The organism is Pseudomonas sp., assembly GCF_030147005.1.
Classification (GTDB): domain Bacteria; phylum Pseudomonadota; class Gammaproteobacteria; order Pseudomonadales; family Pseudomonadaceae; genus Aquipseudomonas.
Window position 1 is genome coordinate 17,421 of sequence record NZ_JASLAW010000064.1, and the last position, 17,497, is coordinate 34,917.

Consider the following 17,497-nt stretch of genomic DNA (forward strand, 5'->3'; position numbering starts at 1 on the left):
TTGACGCAATCTTCGCAATCATCCGTCGGACGCGGCCCTGTATCGTTATCAACAGAATCACCGCCTGGACAACAGTCCACTTGCAGCGAGCCCAATCCGGCCCGCTGCGGCCGCCGCCCCAGCAGGGTTGAGCCGGCCTCCAGGCTGCACACTGTCCACAAGACGGCGTGAGGTGAGCCAACGTCAAAAGCGTTGAGCCAGGACGAAATTCTCAAGGGGTGGCCGACGGGTCACCCCTTTTCTTTTGCGCTCAAGAAAATAGTTCTTGTGACTGATAACCTGTCTCAGAACCGGCCGAGGCTTTTCCAGTCTCATGAACACGCCCTAACCCGCAGTGAGGAAAAGCATGAAGCGCATCTGGCGTATGGCAGGTGTTGGTTTGCTGGTGGCCAGCGTCGGCGCCCAGGCGGTGGCCGACGAACGCGATAACTCACCTGGCCAGGGGCAGCGCCCGCAGGGCGGTGGCGGTCAGCATGAGCGGGGGCCGGAAGAGGGCAGGCGCCCGGAGAATAATCAGCCGCGCCCGCAGAGTCCGCAGGTTGAGCACGGCGGCCAGAGGGGGGGTGGCCAATGGCAAGGGCGCCCGCAAGCGAATGAACAGGAACGGCCGCAACCGCAGCCGTCCAATAACCTGCCGATCCAGGGGCGGCCCGATACCGTGCGCCAGACCCAGGAACCGCGCCAGGGCTATTACCGCGATATCCCGCGACGTAACGACGACAACCGCCATTGGGAAGCGGGCGGTCCCGGTTCACGGCCCGGCTACACTGGTCACCCCGGCGACAACCGCTGGCCTGGCCGTCCCGATGGGCACGGCAACGGTTGGGGCTCAGGCCCGCACTATCGTCCGGGCTATGTCATCGATCGGTTCCCCGAGCGTAATTACCGCGTGCCCTACCGTGGCCAGGATTACTTCTTCTCCGGCGGTTACTGGTATCGCCCGCAAGGCCCGCGCTATGTGGTGGTAACGCCGCCATACGGCATCCGCGTGCATGAACTGCCGGATTACGCACGGGAAGTGTGGGTGGGCAGCACGCTGTTCTTTCTTGCTGGCGGTGCCTATTACGCCTACGAAAACAGCACGCAGCAGTATGTGGTGGTGCAACCGCCGACGGCCGTGCCGGCACCGCAACCCGCGCCCCAGGGCAATGGGTATGACGTGGTGGCGTATCCCGCCAACGGCCAGTCACCGGCCCAGGTGCAACAGGACGGTTACGACTGTTATCGCTGGGCCGTGCAGCAAAGTGGTTTCGATCCTCGGACCGTCACCTACGCCCCCGACCCGGCGGTAGTGCAGACCTATCGCCAGGCCCAGGGCAACTGCCTGAGCACTCGCGGCTACCAGGTCCAGTATTAGGCCTTGGCGCCGCTGACCACTTCCTGCGGGTCGGCGTGCACCAGCACCTCGGCCTTCGGGTAGGCCTGATGAATGGCATCGGCGGCCTGGTCGCTGATGCCGTGGGCCACCGACAACGTCAGCTCCCCCGGCAACTCCAGATGCAACTGCACGAACCAGTGGTTGCCGGAAACCCGCGTGCGCAAGTCATGGGCACCCAGCACCCCCGGTACGCCACGGGCCAGGTCCAGCATGTGCTGGCTGATATCCACAGGCAGTTCTTCGTCCATCAGCACGGCAAAGCTTTCCCGGGCGATCTGGATTGCGCTCCATAAGATGTACGCGGCGATCCCCAGGCCGAACCAGGCGTCGACCTGATGCAAGCCAAAACCTGCGAGCACCAACGCCACCAGGATGCTGCCGTTGAGCATCAGGTCGGAGCGGTAATGCAGCGAGTCGGCGCGCACCGCGTTGGAGCCGGTTTCGCGGATCACCCGGTGTTGCAGCATCAACAACGCCACGGTCAGCATCAGGGACAACACGATCACGCCAATGCTCAGCCAGGGCGCGCCCACCGGTTCCGGGTGCTGCAAGCGTTGGTAGGCCTGGAATGCGATCAGCACCGCACTGCCGCCGATAAACAGCGCCTGGGCCATGCCCGACAGCGATTCCGCTTTGCCGTGACCGTAACGGTGATCGTCATCGGCGGGGCGCAGTGCGTAGTGCACCGCCAGCAGATTGAGCAACGAGGTCACGCCGTCGAGCAGCGAGTCGGTCAACCCGGCGAGCATGGCCACCGAGCCGCTGAACCACCAGGCGATGGCCTTGGTGATGATCAGCACACAGGCCACGCCTACCGAAGCGCGGGTAGCCAGGCGCAGGAGCCTGGCGTGTTCGGGGCTGCTGGTCATGAGCGGTCCTCAGGCGGCGGGTTGCAGGCCCAGGGACGCCAGTTGTTGCACGCTGCCCTTGAACTGGATCAGGCGTGGGTCGTCCAGCGGCAAGGTGCGGCCGGTTTCCTTCTGGATGATGCTTTGCAGCTTGGCGTTGTCGACCTTGCCGTCAGCGCCGATGGCTTCGTGCAGTTTTTCCGGCGCGACCTGGGCGGTCTTGCCCGGTTCGAAGTAGATCGCGCCCGTGGCGAAGTCGACGCCGAACGCGATCAGGCCGGGGATCACGTAGAACAGCAAGCCGACGGCATCGAGCACGGCAATGGCCGGGTCGATCTTGCCGTCGATCTGGCCGCGGCGATCCGGGTAGAAAATCGAACCGCAGGCGGTGAGCTGGCTCAGCAGGGTGACGGCCAAGACGCCGCCGATGACACGGGAAGCGATACGCATGAAAAGTCTCCTGAACATATTTAAGGGTGACTATAAGCCAGATGTGCCAGACGCCGATGCCCCAATGTGGGAGCCGCTGTATTCCTTGAACCGCCGCCATCGCAGTTCAAGCCGGGGCCCACACTCGACGGCATTCACACTCCAAACACTGAGTGTTTTTGAGACGTGCGTCAGCATCCGCAAGTTCGCCGTTATACTCGCCGCCGCCTTGGGCGCCAACAGGTGTTCAAGCTTTTCTGTTTGCAGACGGCAACGCCGGGCAGTCTACGAAAAAACAAGGATGAATGATGACTCAAGAGCAGCAGGCAACCACACATTATGACCGGACCTTTTATCAGGATCTGAAAGCCTTCTTCGTCGAATACTCAAGTTTATTCCTGCTGTATTTTGTGTTTTCCATGGCGTTGATTTACTGGGGCACTTGTCTGAAGCCAGCAGTGGGTGAGCTGCTGAGGACGGCCTATGGTGAAGGGTTGGCACCTATTTCAATCGCGGTATTAACGGTAGTGACATGCTTGATCATCGGCCTCACTCGTCTTATCGGGCCCGTTTCATATGCAGCAAAGGATCACTGGCTGGTGATCATGGCCCTGGCCCCGACGAAATTCATGATCAGCCTGATGGTGACTTATTACGCCTACTTGCTTGGTTTTCTTGCCGCCTGTGGTCTCCTTGGATTTCCCGTCGACGATGTCCTGTGGCAAGGGGCTGGTATGTTTCCGTTTTTTATATTCCTCCTCCATTGGGCTTCGCCGCGAGTGTTCTTTAACTCGTTCCGTTCAGGTGTCGGCATGGATATTGTTATAAGCCTTCTGACACTCGCGTTTGCTGTCAGCGTGGTCGTTGTGTGCCTGAAACACACACCTGAAGAGAGCACCGACGAGAATCAGGACGTCAACTCGATGGTTATGTGTTGGTACGGACGACCCATGCATTAGGTAGTCGCCGGAACGCCTGCTCCTCTTAACTGCGCAGCTTGTCAGAGAACTTTATGAATTCGTTGCCCATCGATGATGTTTTACCCGCCCTGCGTGACGCCTTGGCGATTCGCCATGAAGCCGTGCTGGAAGCGCCGCCCGGCGCCGGTAAAACCACCCGCGTGCCGCTGGCCTTGTTGAATGAACCCTGGCTCGCCGGGCAGACCATCCTGATGCTCGAACCCCGACGCCTGGCCGCGCGCGCCGCTGCCGAGCGCCTGGCCAGCGAGTTGGGTGAGAAGGTCGGTGAAACGGTTGGCTATCGCATCCGCCTCGACAGCAAGGTCGGCCCCACAACCCGCATCGAAGTGGTCACCGAAGGCATCCTCACCCGCCGCCTGCAGGACGACCCGGCGCTGGACGGCGTGGGCCTGTTGATATTCGACGAATTTCACGAGCGCAGCCTCGACGCCGACCTGGCGCTGGCCCTGAGCCTCAACGGTCGCGATCTGTTTCGTGATGAGCAGCCGCTGAAAATCCTGCTGATGTCCGCCACCCTGGAAGGCGAGCGCCTCTCCGGTTTGCTGGACAACGCGCCGATCCTGCGCAGCGAAGGGCGCATGTTCCCGGTGCAGATGCGCTGGGGGCGGCCGTACCAGGCCGGGGAATTTATCGAGCCGCGTGTGGTGCAGACCATCCTTGAGGCCCTGCATGACGAGACCGGCAGCGTGCTGGTGTTCCTGCCGGGGCAGGCGGAGATTCGCCGGGTCCATCAACAACTGTCCGACGCCTTGGGTGATCAACCCCATGTGCTGCTGTGCCCGCTGCACGGCGAGCTCGACCTCAATGCCCAGCGCGCCGCCATCGACCCCGCGCCCGCCGGTAAACGCAAAGTGGTGCTGGCCACCAATATTGCCGAAACCAGCCTGACCATCAACGGCGTGCGCGTGGTGATCGACGCCGGGCTGGCGCGGGTGCCGCGCTTCGACCCCGGCAGCGGCATGACTCGCCTCGACACCCAGCGCATCTCCCGCGCCAGCGCCACCCAGCGTGCCGGCCGGGCAGGGCGCCTTGAGCCGGGGGTGTGTTATCGCCTGTGGTCCGAAGACCAGCATGAAGGCCTGGCCGCCTATGGCAGCGCGGAAATTCTCGCCGCCGACCTCGCCGGCCTGGCTTTGCAGCTGGCGCGCTGGGGCGTCACGCCCGCGCAACTGGTGTGGTTGGACAGGCCGCCAACCGCCGCCTACGCCCAGGCCCAGGATTTATTGGTGCGCCTGGGCGCCTTGAATGACGAAAAACTCACCGCCCATGGCCAGAAGATGGCCGAGTTGCCGGCCCACCCGCGTATCGCCCACTTGCTGTTACGCGGGCAGGACCTGGGGCTTGCGGCCACGGCCTGTGATGTCGCCGCCTTGTTGGGTGAGCGCGATATCCTGCGCGGCGGCGGCGCCGACGTGCACAGCCGCCTGGCGCTGCTGTCCGGTGACGAGCGTGCGCGCGGCACCCAAGGCGGCGTGCAGCGCGCCAAGCAACTGGCCCGACAATATCGTGGCTATTTGAGAGGCCAGGCCGCGCAACCGGTGGCCGACCCCGATCACCCACGCTGGCTCGGCGCGTTGCTGGCGCTCGCCTATCCGGACCGCGTCGCCCAACAGCGTCGCCCCGGTGGCGCCGAATACCGTTTGGCCAATGGCCGCGCCGCGCTGTTTGCCGAAGCCGACAGTTTGATGAAACAACCTTGGCTGGTGATCGCCGACCTGGGCAGCCGCCAGGGCCAGCGCGAAGAGCGCATCTACCTGGCGGCGGAGTTTGACCCGGCGCTGTTCGACACGGTGCTCGCCGAACAAGTACGCAATGTCGACCAGTTGGACTGGGACGAACGCGAAGGCGTGCTGCGCGCCGAGCGCCAGCGCAAGGTGGGTGAACTCGTTCTCAGCCGCGAACCGCTGAGCGGCCTCGACGAAAGCGCACGCAGCCAGGCGCTGGTCAACCTGGTGCGCCGCAAAGGCCTGGAACTGCTGCCGTGGACGCCCGAACTGCGCCAATGGCAGGCCCGCGTCATGCTGCTGCGCAACCTCGATACCGGCACCACCAGCGAATGGCCCGACGTCAGCGACAGCGCTTTGCTCGCCGGCCTGGAACACTGGCTGATGCCCTACCTGGGCAAAGTCTCGCGCCTGAGCCATTTCGCCAGCCTGGATATTTCCAGCTACCTGCGCAACCTGCTGCCCTGGCCACTGCCCCAGCGACTGGACGAACTGGCGCCGCAGCATGTGAAAGTGCCCTCGGGCTCGTCGGTGCGCCTGGACTACAGCGAACAACCGCCGATCTTGGCGGTGCGTTTGCAGGAACTGTTCGGGCTGGCGGATACGCCACGCATTGCCGGCGGGCGCCAGGTGGTGAAGCTGCACCTGTTGTCGCCTGCGCGGCGGCCGGTGCAGGTCACGCAGGACCTGGCGAACTTCTGGCGCAGTACCTATGCCGAGGTGAAGAAGGACTTGAAGGGGCGGTATCCGAAACATTATTGGCCGGATGATCCGCTGGTGGCCGAGGCGACCGCCCGAATTAAACCGCGTAAATAATCTACGCGGACATCCCTGGACCTCGGCCCCCATGAGCGGTGCGTGAAATCAGCCCTCGATAAAAACCTTTAAGGGGGGTTCGTGCATCAGGAAGTTCTGGTGCGAGATGTTCCAGGCATAAGCGCCCGCGAGCGTGAATACCAGCAGGTCGCCAATCGCCAGCTGTGCCACGGGTTGTTGTCTGGCAAGGACGTCTTTGGGGGTACACAACTGGCCCACCAGCGTCACGGACTGATCGCTGATTTGTGCCGGCTGAGTGCCTCGCAGTACCGTGAACGGATGGTCGTGGCCTTGAGCCGCCGGCGTGCGAAAGTGATGGGTACCACCACGGCCTATGGCAAAAAATTCACCGTGACTGCTTTTGATGTCCAGCACTTGCATGACGTAGTACCCGCAGGCAGCGCTGATGAAGCGTCCGATCTCGAAACGTATGCGGGTGGCGCCCATGTCGTACTCAGTGATCAACCCCTGCAGGCCCTCACAGAACCGTGGCCAGTCGAATGACTTGGTCGCGTCCTGATAGTTGATGCCCATCCCTCCGCCGACGTTCAGTAGCGGCAGTTGCAGCGCGTGATCGGCGCACAATTGGCGGAAGGTCAGGAAGTAGCTGCGAATCAGCTCAAGGTGCGCGTCGACATCCAACTGGTGCGACAACAGATGAAAATGCAGCCCCTTGAGCGCCAGGGAAGGTTCTTCGCGCAGCAATTGCAGGGCGCTTGCCAGACCCTCTTCATCCAGGCCGAACGGCGTGGGTTTACCGCCCATGACCAAGCGACTCTGCGGTGCCTGGGCCAGCTTCAGATTCAGCCGCAGCATCACCGGCGCCTGCACGCCCCGTTCGCGGGCGATGCGCGCCAGGCTGCGCAGTTCGTTCACGCTCTCCACGTGAAACGCCGAAATCCGGTACTGCAGGGCGATCTCCAGTTCGCGGTCGAGTTTGCCGGGGCCACCAAAGATCAGCGGCTGGTCGGGGCACTGTTCATGCAGCCACGTCAGCTCGCCGCCGGAGGCAGCCTCGAAACCGTCCACCCATGGCGCCAGGGTTTTCAGTACTGGGGCTTCGGGGTTGGCCTTGGCGGCGTAGAACAGTTCGCAGTTTTCCGGCAGTGACTCACGCATTGCCTTGACGTGCCGTTCAAGGGCAGGCAGGTCGTAGAGGTAGGCGCACAATGGCGCGTCGTGTTCAGTCTTGAGCTGCTCGATACGTCGGGCGACGGAGGCAGGAAGGCTCATGCGTATTTCCTCTTTTCAATCATCCCCAGCGGGCTGGGCAACAAGGTGTACCCGGCCTCGCGGTCGGCACGCATCATCAGGCGCGTCATGAAGTTTTCCTTGCTAGGGAAGGGCGCGCCGGCGCACAACTCACGCAGTTCTTTCGGATGGCCCAGGCGCGTGGATTGCGCGTGCAGCAGCTCGCCGACTCGCTCCCACAACTGCTGTTCCAGGGCGCCGCTGCCGTTGGCCAGATGGAAGATCGCTTCGCCGAGATTGTTCACCAGTGCGCAGTAGCCCACACGTTGCCAGGCCTTTTGCGCGCTGTAGTACACCGAGCTGCGGGTACGTTCATCCAGCGCACTCAGGCGTTCAGCGGGCCAGATTTCAGGGACCAGCTTGGTACCTTCCAGATCGCGAATCCAGACGTGGCTGGGCAAGCCGTTTTCAGCAAAACCGATGACCGTGTTCTGCAAGTGCGGCTCCAACGCCACGCCCTGACGGAACAGGCAATACAGCACACCGCCGAGCATCTGGCTGGCATAGGCATCCAGCCAGTTCAGCGTGGCTTGCTCAATGGTCAAGCCGGTGTTGTCGGCGTAGCGCTGTACCTGTGGGTGGCAGACACTGCGGCTGTGTTGATCCCAGGTAAACAGCGCCATTGCCACTTGCGGCTGATAACGCTCGCGTTCGGCGGCGGGAAGGTTTTCTCGGTAAACGATACCGAAACACTCCGTGACTTCCCGCGCCTCCTCCAACGTACCCAAGGCGCTGAGGTCCAGGCTGGTGGCGCAGGGTTCGGGCATCAACAGGAAGCCCGGTTGTTGCGTCGCCAGCTCGCTCATGATCGGACCGAGCAGGCGAGTCAGGGCGACGGCGCTGTCCAGTTCATACCAGGCGTTTTTGCGCACGCAGTTGGTCAGGCGCACGTGCATCGAGAACTTCATGAAGTAGGCGAGCTGCGGGTGGTAGAGCGTGCGCACCGACGACGTCGGGTACATGGCCTCACCCAGGGGGCCGAGGTAGGTGATCAAACCCTGTTGTTGTGCCCGTTGCACCAGCGGGTCGGCGAGCACGCGGCTGACTTCCCAGGGGTGGCACGGATAGGCGTCCTCGCGCCCCGACAGTTGGTGCAGCGTGCTGCGCGGATCTTTACCCTGGTGGCGAATCAGCGTCGGATCGACCTTGAACCAGTGCAACTGAAAGCGCGCACCGACTTCCGGCGAGCACGCCAGCAAGTCGTCATGGGAGATGCCCTCGCGACTTTTAGGTGTCGGGTGCAGGGCATGGCCCCACAGTTGATGTTGCTCGGACGTCAGCAGGCTATCGGCTGCCTGGTTGGCCGGGCGTAAATGCCGCAGAAAGGTGCGGGTGATCTGCAGGCTGTTGCCGATCTGTCGCAGCATCTCGCCGACGCGGTCGGCTCCACTCAACGGGGTACAGAGCAGACGCGCCAGCTCGTGAGCGTCCAACGGCCGCCAGCTTTGATTGTTGCCCTTGAAATAGGGAGCGCTGACGTAGTGGCAGCGGCCCAGCAGACTGGCGCGATCGATGCGTACGACCAGACGGCCATCGGGAAGGCGCAGGCTGATGCAACGGCCATTGGCCTGGCGCAGGCTCATCGGCAGATCCTGTGCTTGATCGTTCAGGTTCACTTCGTTGCGGGGCAATGCATATTCGCGCAAATAGCAATTGAGCAGGCATTCGATGGCATGCCGTTGGGCTTCGCCATCAAGGGCATGGTCATGTTGGGATACGGTGTTCAACGATACGGTAGAGGTAGCGAGCGTCATGCCGGAATCTCCCGGGAGGTCGTCAATAGAGGGCGCGCGAGTACCATGGCCGCCATGGCCGCCAGGCACGCAACGAGAAACGGGGATGCAACGCCGAAGGCCTGACTGACCAGCGCGGCTGCGACACCCGCGGCGGTACCGGCCCATTTGCCGCTGGAGTCGAACCAGCCGAACAGGCGACCGGCGCTGCCTTTTCGGCTGCGCTGGCTCAGGCATCGGTGCAGCCCGACAAAACTGAGCAGCATGCCGGTTCCGCTGAGCAGGCGCAGAATGAACAGCGGCTCGGCCTGTACGCTCCAGAATTGCAGCGCGTTACTGATTGCCAGCAGCGCCAGCCCTGGCAACAGCAGATTGCCCTGATGTTTCTGAACCCAGGGCAGGGCCAGCAGGTACACCAGGTGCGGCAGGCTGTAGAGCACGCCGATCATGGCATCACTGCCAATTCCCAGTTGCTCGCCGAAGGGCATGAAGTAGGGAAAGGTGACGACCATCGCGAAGCTGAACAGAAACTGCACCGCCAGTAGCCGCGGCATGTCTCCCGGCAGATCGCCCAATGGCTCTGCTTTTTTGCTGTCCAAGGCATGCTTGGGGGCGTCCTTGGGCAGCGGCAGGATGAGCACGAAGGCCAGCAGCGGTAACCAGGCGAGATAGCGATACAGGCTCAATCCCATGCCTTGCGCGGTGAGCAGCCCCAACAGGATCGGGCCGCTGATCATCGCCAGGCGCGCCGAATACTGTGTCCAGTTCAGGGCGCGGGACAAGTCGCCGCCCTTGAACTGGGTCGATAAGTAGGCGTTGGACGCCGCCATTGCGCCGCCGAAGGTGCCCTGGATGATCAACGCCAGGACGAACACCATCAGGTTAGGGCTGAAGCCTGCCAGCAGAAAACCCGCGAACAGTCCGGCATGCGCGCGCAGTAACGACAAGCGACAACCGTTGCGATCGGCCCAGCGTCCCCAGATCGGCGCTGCCAGTGCAGTGCACAGTGTCGGCAATACGAACAGCACACCGATGGCCCAGCCGGGTGTGTCAGGTGCAAGGTCGTTGAGGATGCGCGGCAGGTACAACGGAATACCCAGCGCCGTGAAGGCCGACAGGTAATGCCCCAGCAGCACACTGGTGATCAGACGTCGTTGCATTGAGCGTCCTCCAGCAGGAAGTTCGCCGCGCTGTAGCCATAGAACTTATTGATGTCGCTGGCGCCGGAATGCGCCTTGCTGAACAGGCTGCCGGCGCTGAGCAGGTATTTCACCGGCAGTTTCGGGCTGTCGAGCAGCCATTGGCGCGCGTCGTGGCAGTCGATGCCCTGCGCTTCGAATTGTTGCAGGCAAGTCATCAGGCGTTGACGCAGCGTGCCGTACAGGTCGGATCGCGAGGCCAGGCCGGCGGTCGCTATCGCGTCCAGAATCGCGACAATATTGAGCTGCAAGGTGATGGTGCAAAACATCTCGGCCAACGGTTGGCTGCTGTCGACGCGAATGCGCGCGTCCTGCAGGGCGGCCGGGCTTTCAGCGAGATCCGGGCACGCTTGGGCGAAGCGCTGAGGCCACAGGCGAGCGGCATCGTTGTCCTTCATCAGCAGGCGCAATGGCTGCCCGCGTTCGAACATCAAGACGGCGTTCTGTTGGTTGGCCTCCAGCGCGATGCCGTACCGCAGCCACAGCCGCAGATGGACCTGCAGCAACAGGTCGAGGTAATCCTCCAGCCAGTGTTGCAACGAACCCGCGTAGAAGCGCTCTGCCAGTTGTTCGAGGAAAAGGCGTCCATCGGCAAGCGGGCTGGCCAATGCGGCGACAGGTACGAGCGTGGTGTTCTCAAGACCCGTCGGGTAACGGCGCACGATATAGGCCAGGTGACGACTTTCAGCGGCATGACCGCCGTGTTTTTCGTCGACGTGCAGGTAGCGTGACGCCAGTGCCGGATCGCGCTCGGACAAGGCCTGCAGAGTGGTCTGGAACCAATGACCGTCGTACAGGGTGCTGGGTTTGATCAGGCGCAGGTTGCGCGCCCCGAGCGTGCTGACCAACAACGGCAGTTTGATGTGCCATTGAGGGTGATCAATGCAGGCCACCGTGCGCACGGACAGCGTAGGCTCGACCTGCATGGCCAAACGTGGAGCCTTGAGCGTGCCTTCGGGCAGGTCGTATTGATCCAGTGCGTCCCACGTCAGCGGGTGCACGGGCAGTAATGAATGGCTGTTTTGCAAATTCGCGGCTAAGCCGACTTCCTCGAAGCTCGGCCAATGCGGCGGCTGCGGGCTAGTGAGGGTCAGGGCGGTGTTGGGAATCGCCAGCCAGTTAAGTTCGAAGCGCGGCGCGAACTCCGGCGCGTATCCTTTGAGCGCGACGGCATCGAAACCGCTTTTGGCCCGCGCCGTTGGATAGAACGGGTGATCCAGGTAGCTCGCCAGTTGATCGATCTTCAGCAGCCTCTGCGACCAGTCTGCCAGGCTCGTCACATCGCTCAGCGCAGGGCCATGCTGGCGCTGCGCCTGATTGCACAGGGTCCGGTGTTCGGTCGCGCAATCCGCCTCTTTCAGGTACGCCGCGAACAGCGTCAGACTTTCTTCGTCCAGGCCGTGGCTCAGGTGGCTCAGCAGGGGGCCGTAACCACGCTGAACCTCGGCGTGGCCTTGCGGCGAAACTTTGATCCAGGCGTCGCCTTGACCGATCCAGTCCTGCAACGGATACGCCTTGACCACTGGCAACCATAGTTCGTCGGCGCCCAAATGGGTGATTCGCAACCAGCTTGCGTCGGGCTGATGCTGCAAGTGTTGACTCAGCGCTTGCGGCAACCGACAGATCTGTCCTGTGCTGACGATCCCTCGGATGTCCTCGCGCAGGCAGCAGTCGATGATGCGTCGAGTAATGAACGCCTGATCCGCGGCGTCGGGAGACAGGCTCATGCCATCACCCATTTCAGGTCGTTCAGAGACGAATCAAGTTGCGCTTGAAGGCTCAGCTCATCCGGCGCGATCAATCTCAATACGCCGATATAGTCCTTGTTGGAGTGGCTGATGGTCACGGTGTCGCCGGTGTTGTGAAATGCGCGGTAATCGCACCAATGGCCTTCACGTTCGACATTGAAGCTGGCACTGGCCTGTTTCAGCCGCCCTGAGCAATGGGCCACGAGGTAATGAACGGTGGCTTCGGCTTGCGCGGGTTGCGTGTCGACCAGCGTTTCTCCCAGATGCAAAGCGATGATGCGGTCGAACCACCCCTGTGGCAGCAGTCGATCCAGCAGGAACTCGCGACCATCACCGATGCTTCGGTAGTTGATCTCAACCAGTACCGGGCCTTGGGCGGTCAGAATGAACTCGCTGTGGCACACCCCGAAATTGACCCCGAAGGCGGCCACTTGGGCCAACGCGTCGGCGCGCTGCGCGCGGCTGAGCTGCCCATTCCAGCGTGCGGCGAGTTCCACGAAATGCGGCGGTGCTGAAAGGGTGACGTCGAAGCCGCCGATGGCTTGCAGGCTGTGCCCGTCGCCGAGTGTCTCAAGGGTGAATAAAGGCCCCTCCATGTACGCCTCCAGCAACAACGCCCGGTCCGGTTGCTGCTGCCAGAACTGTTCGCAGTAAGCCGCCAGATCGGCGGCGTTTTGACACAGCCTGACGTCCAGGCTGGCGACGCCTTCACGCGGCTTGGCGACCACCGGCCATGGCGCATCGGTCGGCAGTTTGGAGTTCGATGTAATCACTTGGAACCATGGGCCGGGCAAACCAAGACGTTGCATGCGCTCGCGCATGGCCGCCTTGTTCTTTGCCGCGTAGCACAGACGCCAGTCCTTGCCGGGGCATTCGAATATCTCGGCCACAATGGCTGTCGAGGTCTGCAGGTGATCACTGTTGGAGAACACTGCGGCGGGGCGCAAACCCAGGCTGTTGAGTGTCTCGACCACCGCCAGCGGGTTGAATACGTCAGATTCGATGACGTGCAGTTCATCCGGCGAAATGTGCGAGGTCGCGAGCAGACGTCGGTGTTCCTGGGCGTGGTCGGTGATCACCACGATCGGCAAGCCGCGTGTGTGCGCGGCCGGCAGGAAACCTTCGAGAATGGCTGGGTGGGCGACGTGGGCAAGAATGACGAATGGGCGTTCCATGGCAGTTTCCTGGGGGCAACAGTTGCCCGTCCCGGAGGATTGGGCAACTGGTTTACGAGTGCGCAAGTGCGCGGTTTAGAAACGGTAGTTGACGCCTACGGTGAGCGAGCGCTCTGGCGCGGGTTGACGACCCCAAGGGCTGGTGTCGATTCCGCGGAAGTAATACTCGCGGTTGAACAGGTTGTTGAGGCCCGCGGATGCGGTCAGCACGCTGTGGTCTGCCAGCTTGAATTCACGCTCGATGGCGGTGTTCCAGACCCAATAAGCAGGCAGTTTGCCCACGCTGGCGGTGGCATCTTCAGCACTGGAGTTGGCGGCATCGGTGTAGGCGCTGCTCACATACAGGCCGTCAACGTTGTAGGTCCAGTGCTCGGCAAAACGGTAACGACCGTCAACCGTGAACTGATTGCGCGAGGAGAACGGCACTTCGTTGTCCTTGAAGGTGCCGTTGCGTTGCTTGGCATCGAGGTACGCATAGCTGGCGTGCAGGTCCAGATCCGGCAGAGCTTGCGGCGTCCAGAAAATCTCGCTCTCGAAACCCTGGTGACGTGTGCTGCCAAGGTTATCGAAGCGGTCAGTCGTGGCGTTGTAGCTGATTTGGTCATCGAAATCGATGCGGTACAGGTTGAAGTCGACGCGCATGCCGTCCCAGGGCGTATAGCGCACACCGGTCTCGTAGTTCCACGCCAGTTCGGCACCGACATCGCCTTCCTTGACGATCTGCGTGACTTGCGGTGGGCGCAGGGACTTCTGGGCGTTGGCGTAGACAAGCCAGGCGTCGGTCGCCTGGTAAGCCACCGTCAGGCCCGGCAGCCACTCTTCGGATTTGTTCTCGCGCGAGAACCCGGTGACGCCGTCTGCGTATTCCATACGGGCGTTTTCGTAGCGCACGCCGGGAGTGATGGTCAGGCGATGATCGAGCAGACTGATGGCGTTGCTGAGGTAAAACGCGCGGGCGTCGTCATTGAACTTCCAGTCCCGGAACGGCGTCGTCACGCCGGTAGAGATGCGCTCGCGGTTGACCTTATAGTCGATGTCTTCGCTGACATACCGGGCGCCCAGCAACCAGGTCTGGCCGACTGTGTCGCCATCGATGGTGGCACTGATGCGCGGCTCCGTCCCCCAGACTTTGAAGTCACGGGGGCCGTCCTGTTTGGTTACCGCCGTACCGTCCGGAGTGAACGGCAGGCCGACCACGAAGTTGCGGTTGCTGTCGTGGGCGAAGTTGGTCCAGCTGTATTCTACCGAGTCGAACGGCCCCAAGGCGCCCAGGCGCTGGGTGTAGGTGCCCCACACGCGATTGGTGTCGCCCTCGAAGCGGTCCAGCGGACGCGTCGATTGCCGGGGGTCATCCTTGTAATCCTTTACGCTGAGTGCTCCGGCCAGGCTCATATCGGCCTTGTAGCGCTGGATGCCGAAGCTCAGGTCGCGATCGTCGTCGATGTTCCACTGGCCGCGCAGACGGTAGTTCTGCACATCGGTCTCGGAGTGCTCGCGCCCTGATTCGCCGCTCAGGGTATTGACGTCCAGTTGCAGGCCGAAATTGTCGGTCAGGTAGCCGCCAGTGCCCACATAGGTGTCCCACAACTGGCGTCCGCCGGCGTTGAACGTCAATTTCTCCTGCAGCGTGGTTTCCCACTCGCGCGGGATCGGCTTGCTGATGAAGTTGATTACCCCACCAACGTTGTTCGGGCCGTACTGCACCGCTGCGCCCCCACGCACGATATCAATACGGTCGACAGTGGCCATGGTCACTGGAAACAGCGACAGACCGGTCTGACCATACGGCGCCAGCGCCAGTGGAATGCCGTCCGACAACGCTTGAATCCGGCCGCTACGACTCTCGTACAGCCCGCGTACCGATATCTGTGGCAAGGCGCCGGTGCCGGTTTCGTCAAAGATCTTGACGCCCGGTACACGTTGCAGCGCGTCATCCACACCGCGCACGCTGGCTTTTTTCAGCTCGCTGGAGTCGATAACACTGCGGCTGCCGGCATAGGTCCGCACCTCCTGATCACTGGCGGTCCCGAGCACATCACCCTTAATCATCACGGGAGCCAGTTCCAGGCTATTGGCAGGTTGGGTGGATAAATCGACGGGTTGATCGGCGGCCATGGCACCGTGACAGATGCCCAGAGTGATAAGACTCAGTGAAAAGTGCAGAGAATTTTTTGTTTTCATGTAGGTATACGCCGGCTCATTTTTAATGTTGGAGAGAGTGCAATCGGGTTTTCAAGGCGTTATGCAGCAAGCCCCGATCTTCACCGGCCAGAAAGCATCGAACCCCGCGGGCGCGCCATAGCGTGTTCTGTTCAGCAGTGCGGGGGTTTGCGCAGAAGGGTACTGCGGCGCTGAGGCAGGCATCAGCCATGGATTGCAGCGTTTGCCAGACCTGGGGGTTGAGCGGGTCTGGGCCCAGGTCGAGATCCAGCGCCAGATCCAGAGCGCCTTCCATGATCATGCCGACGCCCGGCAGCTGCAGAATCTCGCCGAGGGCGGCGACCCCGGCGCGACTTTCAATCATGGGAATAATAGGGGTTTGACGATTGGCCAGTTCGATGTATTCGGGTAACGGCAGGCGACCGAAACCGGTAATGCGCCCACCGGTTATTCCGCGTTTCCCCAACGGGGGAAAGTACGCCGCTTCAATGGCGCGCTGAACTTGCGCAGCACTTTCGGTGCGGGAAAGGACAATGGCTTCGATGCCGGCATCCAGCGCCCGACCGATCAGTTTTTCGTCCACTTCAGGTATGCGCAGCCAAGGCGAAATCCCTGCGGCCTCACACGCGCGAACACAATGCATGATGTCTTCTTCAGAGCGCAGCAAGTGCTCAAGATCAAGAATCACAAAGTCGTAGCCGGCAAACGCAATCATTTCGCAAAGCAGGGGCGAAGGTAAAGAATTGAGCAGGCCGTAGACGTTGTCGCCTGTTTGTAAGCGGGTAAACACCGGTGAGATCCGTATCACTGACGCATATCCTTCAGAGTGGAAGTGCGCTAATAGTAATCATTCCCAATCATATGTAAACATGTTTAATCGCAGGCGCGTGATATTCGTGATGGGCCCACTAAAACCCCTGTTACTGGCCTAATGCCTCGTTATTGCGCGGCCGGCAATAAAAAGCGCGCAATCACCGGCAAATGGTTGGAAATACGCAACGTATCCTCCTGCCGCACCTTGGCCTCCACCCGCTTGATCCGCGGGCTGTAGAACAGGTAATCGAGCGTACGGTCCGGCGCTTCAAGGCTTGGATCATTGGGGAAGTGCGTCAGCCATTTTTCGCGGTCGATCCCGCTGGATTCGCTGTTGCTCGGGATCATCGGGTATTTGTCCCACAACAAATGCAGCTCGCTGTCCGGCGAATACTGGCCGCGTTTTTGCGCATCCAGGCGCAGGAATTGGCCCAGCGGCAGCAAATTGAAATCGCCACCAATCAACCAGGGCGTGCCACGGCCTTCCAGCTTATCCAGCAACTTCACGGTGGCTTTCACCTGTTCCTGCACCGCACTGCGCCCAGGCGTGCCGCCTTCCAGGCGCGTATTGAGCACCGCCAATTGCCCGCCATCACTGAGCGGCAGGTAAGTCAGCAACAAGGCGGGCTTGGGCTGGAACTGGCGGCTGATGACATTGGCATCCGCGGTCGGCAATTGCAGGCGCTCGGCGTGTTCGATCTGGTAGCGGCTGAGGGTGGCCAGCTTGCGCCCGACGCTGCCGAAGATAGACAGGTTGGGCACAAAGTCGGCTTTCCAGTCGAACGCCTGGGTGCTGCAGGGGTAGAGGTCGACCAGCCGCTCCTGCAACAGGGCGAGCTGGTCCTGATAATGGGAGGGTTTGGCGCCTTCGTCGATTTCCTGCAACAGTAGGATGTCGGGCTGTTCGTCGCGGATCACCCGCGCCACTTCGTCAAGGCTGAAGGCCATGTCTTCAACCGTGGGACGCTCGTCCGGGCCGCTGCCGTCGGGGGTGTCGTACCAGAACACGTAGTTCTTGCCGGCCAGGTACTGCACGTTCCAGGTCATCACCTTGAGCGCCTGGCCCGGCAGCAGAGTCGGCGCACGCGGCGCCACGCAACTGACGGGCAAGGTCTGCTTGTCGGCCGGGCGCCAGGTCAGGCTGTAGACCAGGGCTGTCAGCAGGCCGGCAATCAGCAGCAGGCTCAACAAGGTGATGCGCAATAAACGGGTCATCGGCTCGGCTTATGTGCATTTCAGAAGT

13 protein-coding genes are annotated in these 17,497 nt (G+C 61.8%); 3 read left to right on the forward strand and 10 right to left on the reverse strand.

Translation table 11 applies throughout. From position 1 onward, the window contains the following. Window positions 1-346: 346 nt before the first annotated feature. Window positions 347-1,357 (forward strand): DUF6515 family protein, encoded by a 1,011-nt coding sequence (locus Q1V60_RS06060; protein ID WP_300628376.1) that lies wholly within the window; start codon window positions 347-349, stop codon window positions 1,355-1,357. On the opposite strand, the gene Q1V60_RS06065 is transcribed toward Q1V60_RS06060, so the two are convergent. Then, window positions 1,354-2,247 (reverse strand): cation diffusion facilitator family transporter, encoded by an 894-nt coding sequence (locus tag Q1V60_RS06065; RefSeq protein ID WP_300628378.1) that lies wholly within the window; start codon window positions 2,245-2,247, stop codon window positions 1,354-1,356. The two genes, Q1V60_RS06060 and Q1V60_RS06065, sit on opposite strands and share 4 nt — an antisense overlap. 9 nt (window positions 2,248-2,256) lie before the next feature. After that, on the reverse strand, window positions 2,257-2,676 hold the full coding sequence (locus Q1V60_RS06070) for a polyribonucleotide nucleotidyltransferase (protein ID WP_300628379.1): 420 nt from the start codon (window positions 2,674-2,676) through the stop codon (window positions 2,257-2,259). Window positions 2,677-2,963: 287 nt separating this feature from the next. On the opposite strand from Q1V60_RS06070, the gene Q1V60_RS06075 reads away from it, so the two are divergent. After that, entirely contained in the window at window positions 2,964-3,614 is a 651-nt protein-coding gene (locus tag Q1V60_RS06075; RefSeq protein ID WP_300628381.1) for a hypothetical protein, read from the forward strand. A gap of 53 nt (window positions 3,615-3,667) precedes the next feature. Beyond that, a complete protein-coding gene (gene hrpB / locus Q1V60_RS06080) occupies window positions 3,668-6,175 on the forward strand; it encodes an ATP-dependent helicase HrpB (protein WP_300628383.1) in 2,508 nt (835 codons plus the stop codon). 48 nt (window positions 6,176-6,223) lie between these two features. Here hrpB and Q1V60_RS06085 read toward each other — a convergent pair whose 3' ends face one another. The 8 genes from Q1V60_RS06085 to Q1V60_RS06120 all read right to left on the reverse strand — a co-directional run bounded on the left by Q1V60_RS06085 (window position 6,224) and on the right by Q1V60_RS06120 (window position 17,469). Then, window positions 6,224-7,408 (reverse strand): type III PLP-dependent enzyme, encoded by a 1,185-nt coding sequence (locus tag Q1V60_RS06085; RefSeq protein ID WP_300628385.1) that lies wholly within the window; start codon window positions 7,406-7,408, stop codon window positions 6,224-6,226. Further along, window positions 7,405-9,180: an IucA/IucC family protein gene (locus tag Q1V60_RS06090; protein WP_300628388.1), complete on the reverse strand. Its 1,776-nt coding sequence runs from the start codon at window positions 9,178-9,180 to the stop codon at window positions 7,405-7,407. The genes Q1V60_RS06085 and Q1V60_RS06090 overlap by 4 nt, the downstream gene beginning before the upstream one ends. Continuing rightward, entirely contained in the window at window positions 9,177-10,319 is a 1,143-nt protein-coding gene (locus tag Q1V60_RS06095) for an MFS transporter (RefSeq protein ID WP_300628389.1), read from the reverse strand. Before Q1V60_RS06095 ends, Q1V60_RS06090 begins: the two co-directional genes overlap by 4 nt. Further along, window positions 10,304-12,085, reverse strand: a complete 1,782-nt coding sequence (locus tag Q1V60_RS06100; RefSeq protein WP_300628391.1) for an IucA/IucC family protein — start codon at window positions 12,083-12,085, stop codon at window positions 10,304-10,306. Before Q1V60_RS06100 ends, Q1V60_RS06095 begins: the two co-directional genes overlap by 16 nt. Continuing rightward, complete coding sequence (locus Q1V60_RS06105) at window positions 12,082-13,281, reverse strand: siderophore biosynthesis protein PvsA (RefSeq protein WP_300628393.1); 1,200 nt, start codon at window positions 13,279-13,281, stop codon at window positions 12,082-12,084. The genes Q1V60_RS06100 and Q1V60_RS06105 overlap by 4 nt, the downstream gene beginning before the upstream one ends. Window positions 13,282-13,356: 75 nt before the next feature. Next, window positions 13,357-15,462 carry a TonB-dependent siderophore receptor gene (locus tag Q1V60_RS06110; protein ID WP_300628394.1) on the reverse strand — a complete coding sequence of 702 codons (2,106 nt, stop codon included), beginning with the start codon at window positions 15,460-15,462 and terminating at the stop codon, window positions 13,357-13,359. 22 nt (window positions 15,463-15,484) lie between these two features. Continuing rightward, window positions 15,485-16,249, reverse strand: coding sequence for an aldolase/citrate lyase family protein (locus Q1V60_RS06115; RefSeq protein ID WP_300628396.1), 765 nt, complete (start codon window positions 16,247-16,249; stop codon window positions 15,485-15,487). A 131-nt stretch (window positions 16,250-16,380) separates the two neighbouring features. Next, window positions 16,381-17,469, reverse strand: coding sequence for an endonuclease/exonuclease/phosphatase family protein (locus Q1V60_RS06120; RefSeq protein WP_300628398.1), 1,089 nt, complete (start codon window positions 17,467-17,469; stop codon window positions 16,381-16,383). Window positions 17,470-17,497 lie beyond the last annotated feature (28 nt).

Coding starts and splice junctions, on each gene's coding strand:
- Q1V60_RS06105 (WP_300628393.1), bottom strand. CDS start 13,281: ATGGAACGCCCATTCGTCATTCTTGCCCACGTCGCCCACCCAGCCATT.
- Q1V60_RS06075 (WP_300628381.1), top strand. CDS start 2,964: ATGACTCAAGAGCAGCAGGCAACCACACATTATGACCGGACCTTTTAT.
- Q1V60_RS06065 (WP_300628378.1), bottom strand. CDS start 2,247: ATGACCAGCAGCCCCGAACACGCCAGGCTCCTGCGCCTGGCTACCCGC.
- Q1V60_RS06090 (WP_300628388.1), bottom strand. CDS start 9,180: ATGACGCTCGCTACCTCTACCGTATCGTTGAACACCGTATCCCAACAT.
- Q1V60_RS06070 (WP_300628379.1), bottom strand. CDS start 2,676: ATGCGTATCGCTTCCCGTGTCATCGGCGGCGTCTTGGCCGTCACCCTG.
- Q1V60_RS06095 (WP_300628389.1), bottom strand. CDS start 10,319: ATGCAACGACGTCTGATCACCAGTGTGCTGCTGGGGCATTACCTGTCG.
- hrpB (WP_300628383.1), top strand. CDS start 3,668: ATGAATTCGTTGCCCATCGATGATGTTTTACCCGCCCTGCGTGACGCC.
- Q1V60_RS06100 (WP_300628391.1), bottom strand. CDS start 12,085: ATGAGCCTGTCTCCCGACGCCGCGGATCAGGCGTTCATTACTCGACGC.
- Q1V60_RS06110 (WP_300628394.1), bottom strand. CDS start 15,462: ATGAAAACAAAAAATTCTCTGCACTTTTCACTGAGTCTTATCACTCTG.
- Q1V60_RS06085 (WP_300628385.1), bottom strand. CDS start 7,408: ATGAGCCTTCCTGCCTCCGTCGCCCGACGTATCGAGCAGCTCAAGACT.
- Q1V60_RS06120 (WP_300628398.1), bottom strand. CDS start 17,469: ATGACCCGTTTATTGCGCATCACCTTGTTGAGCCTGCTGCTGATTGCC.
- Q1V60_RS06060 (WP_300628376.1), top strand. CDS start 347: ATGAAGCGCATCTGGCGTATGGCAGGTGTTGGTTTGCTGGTGGCCAGC.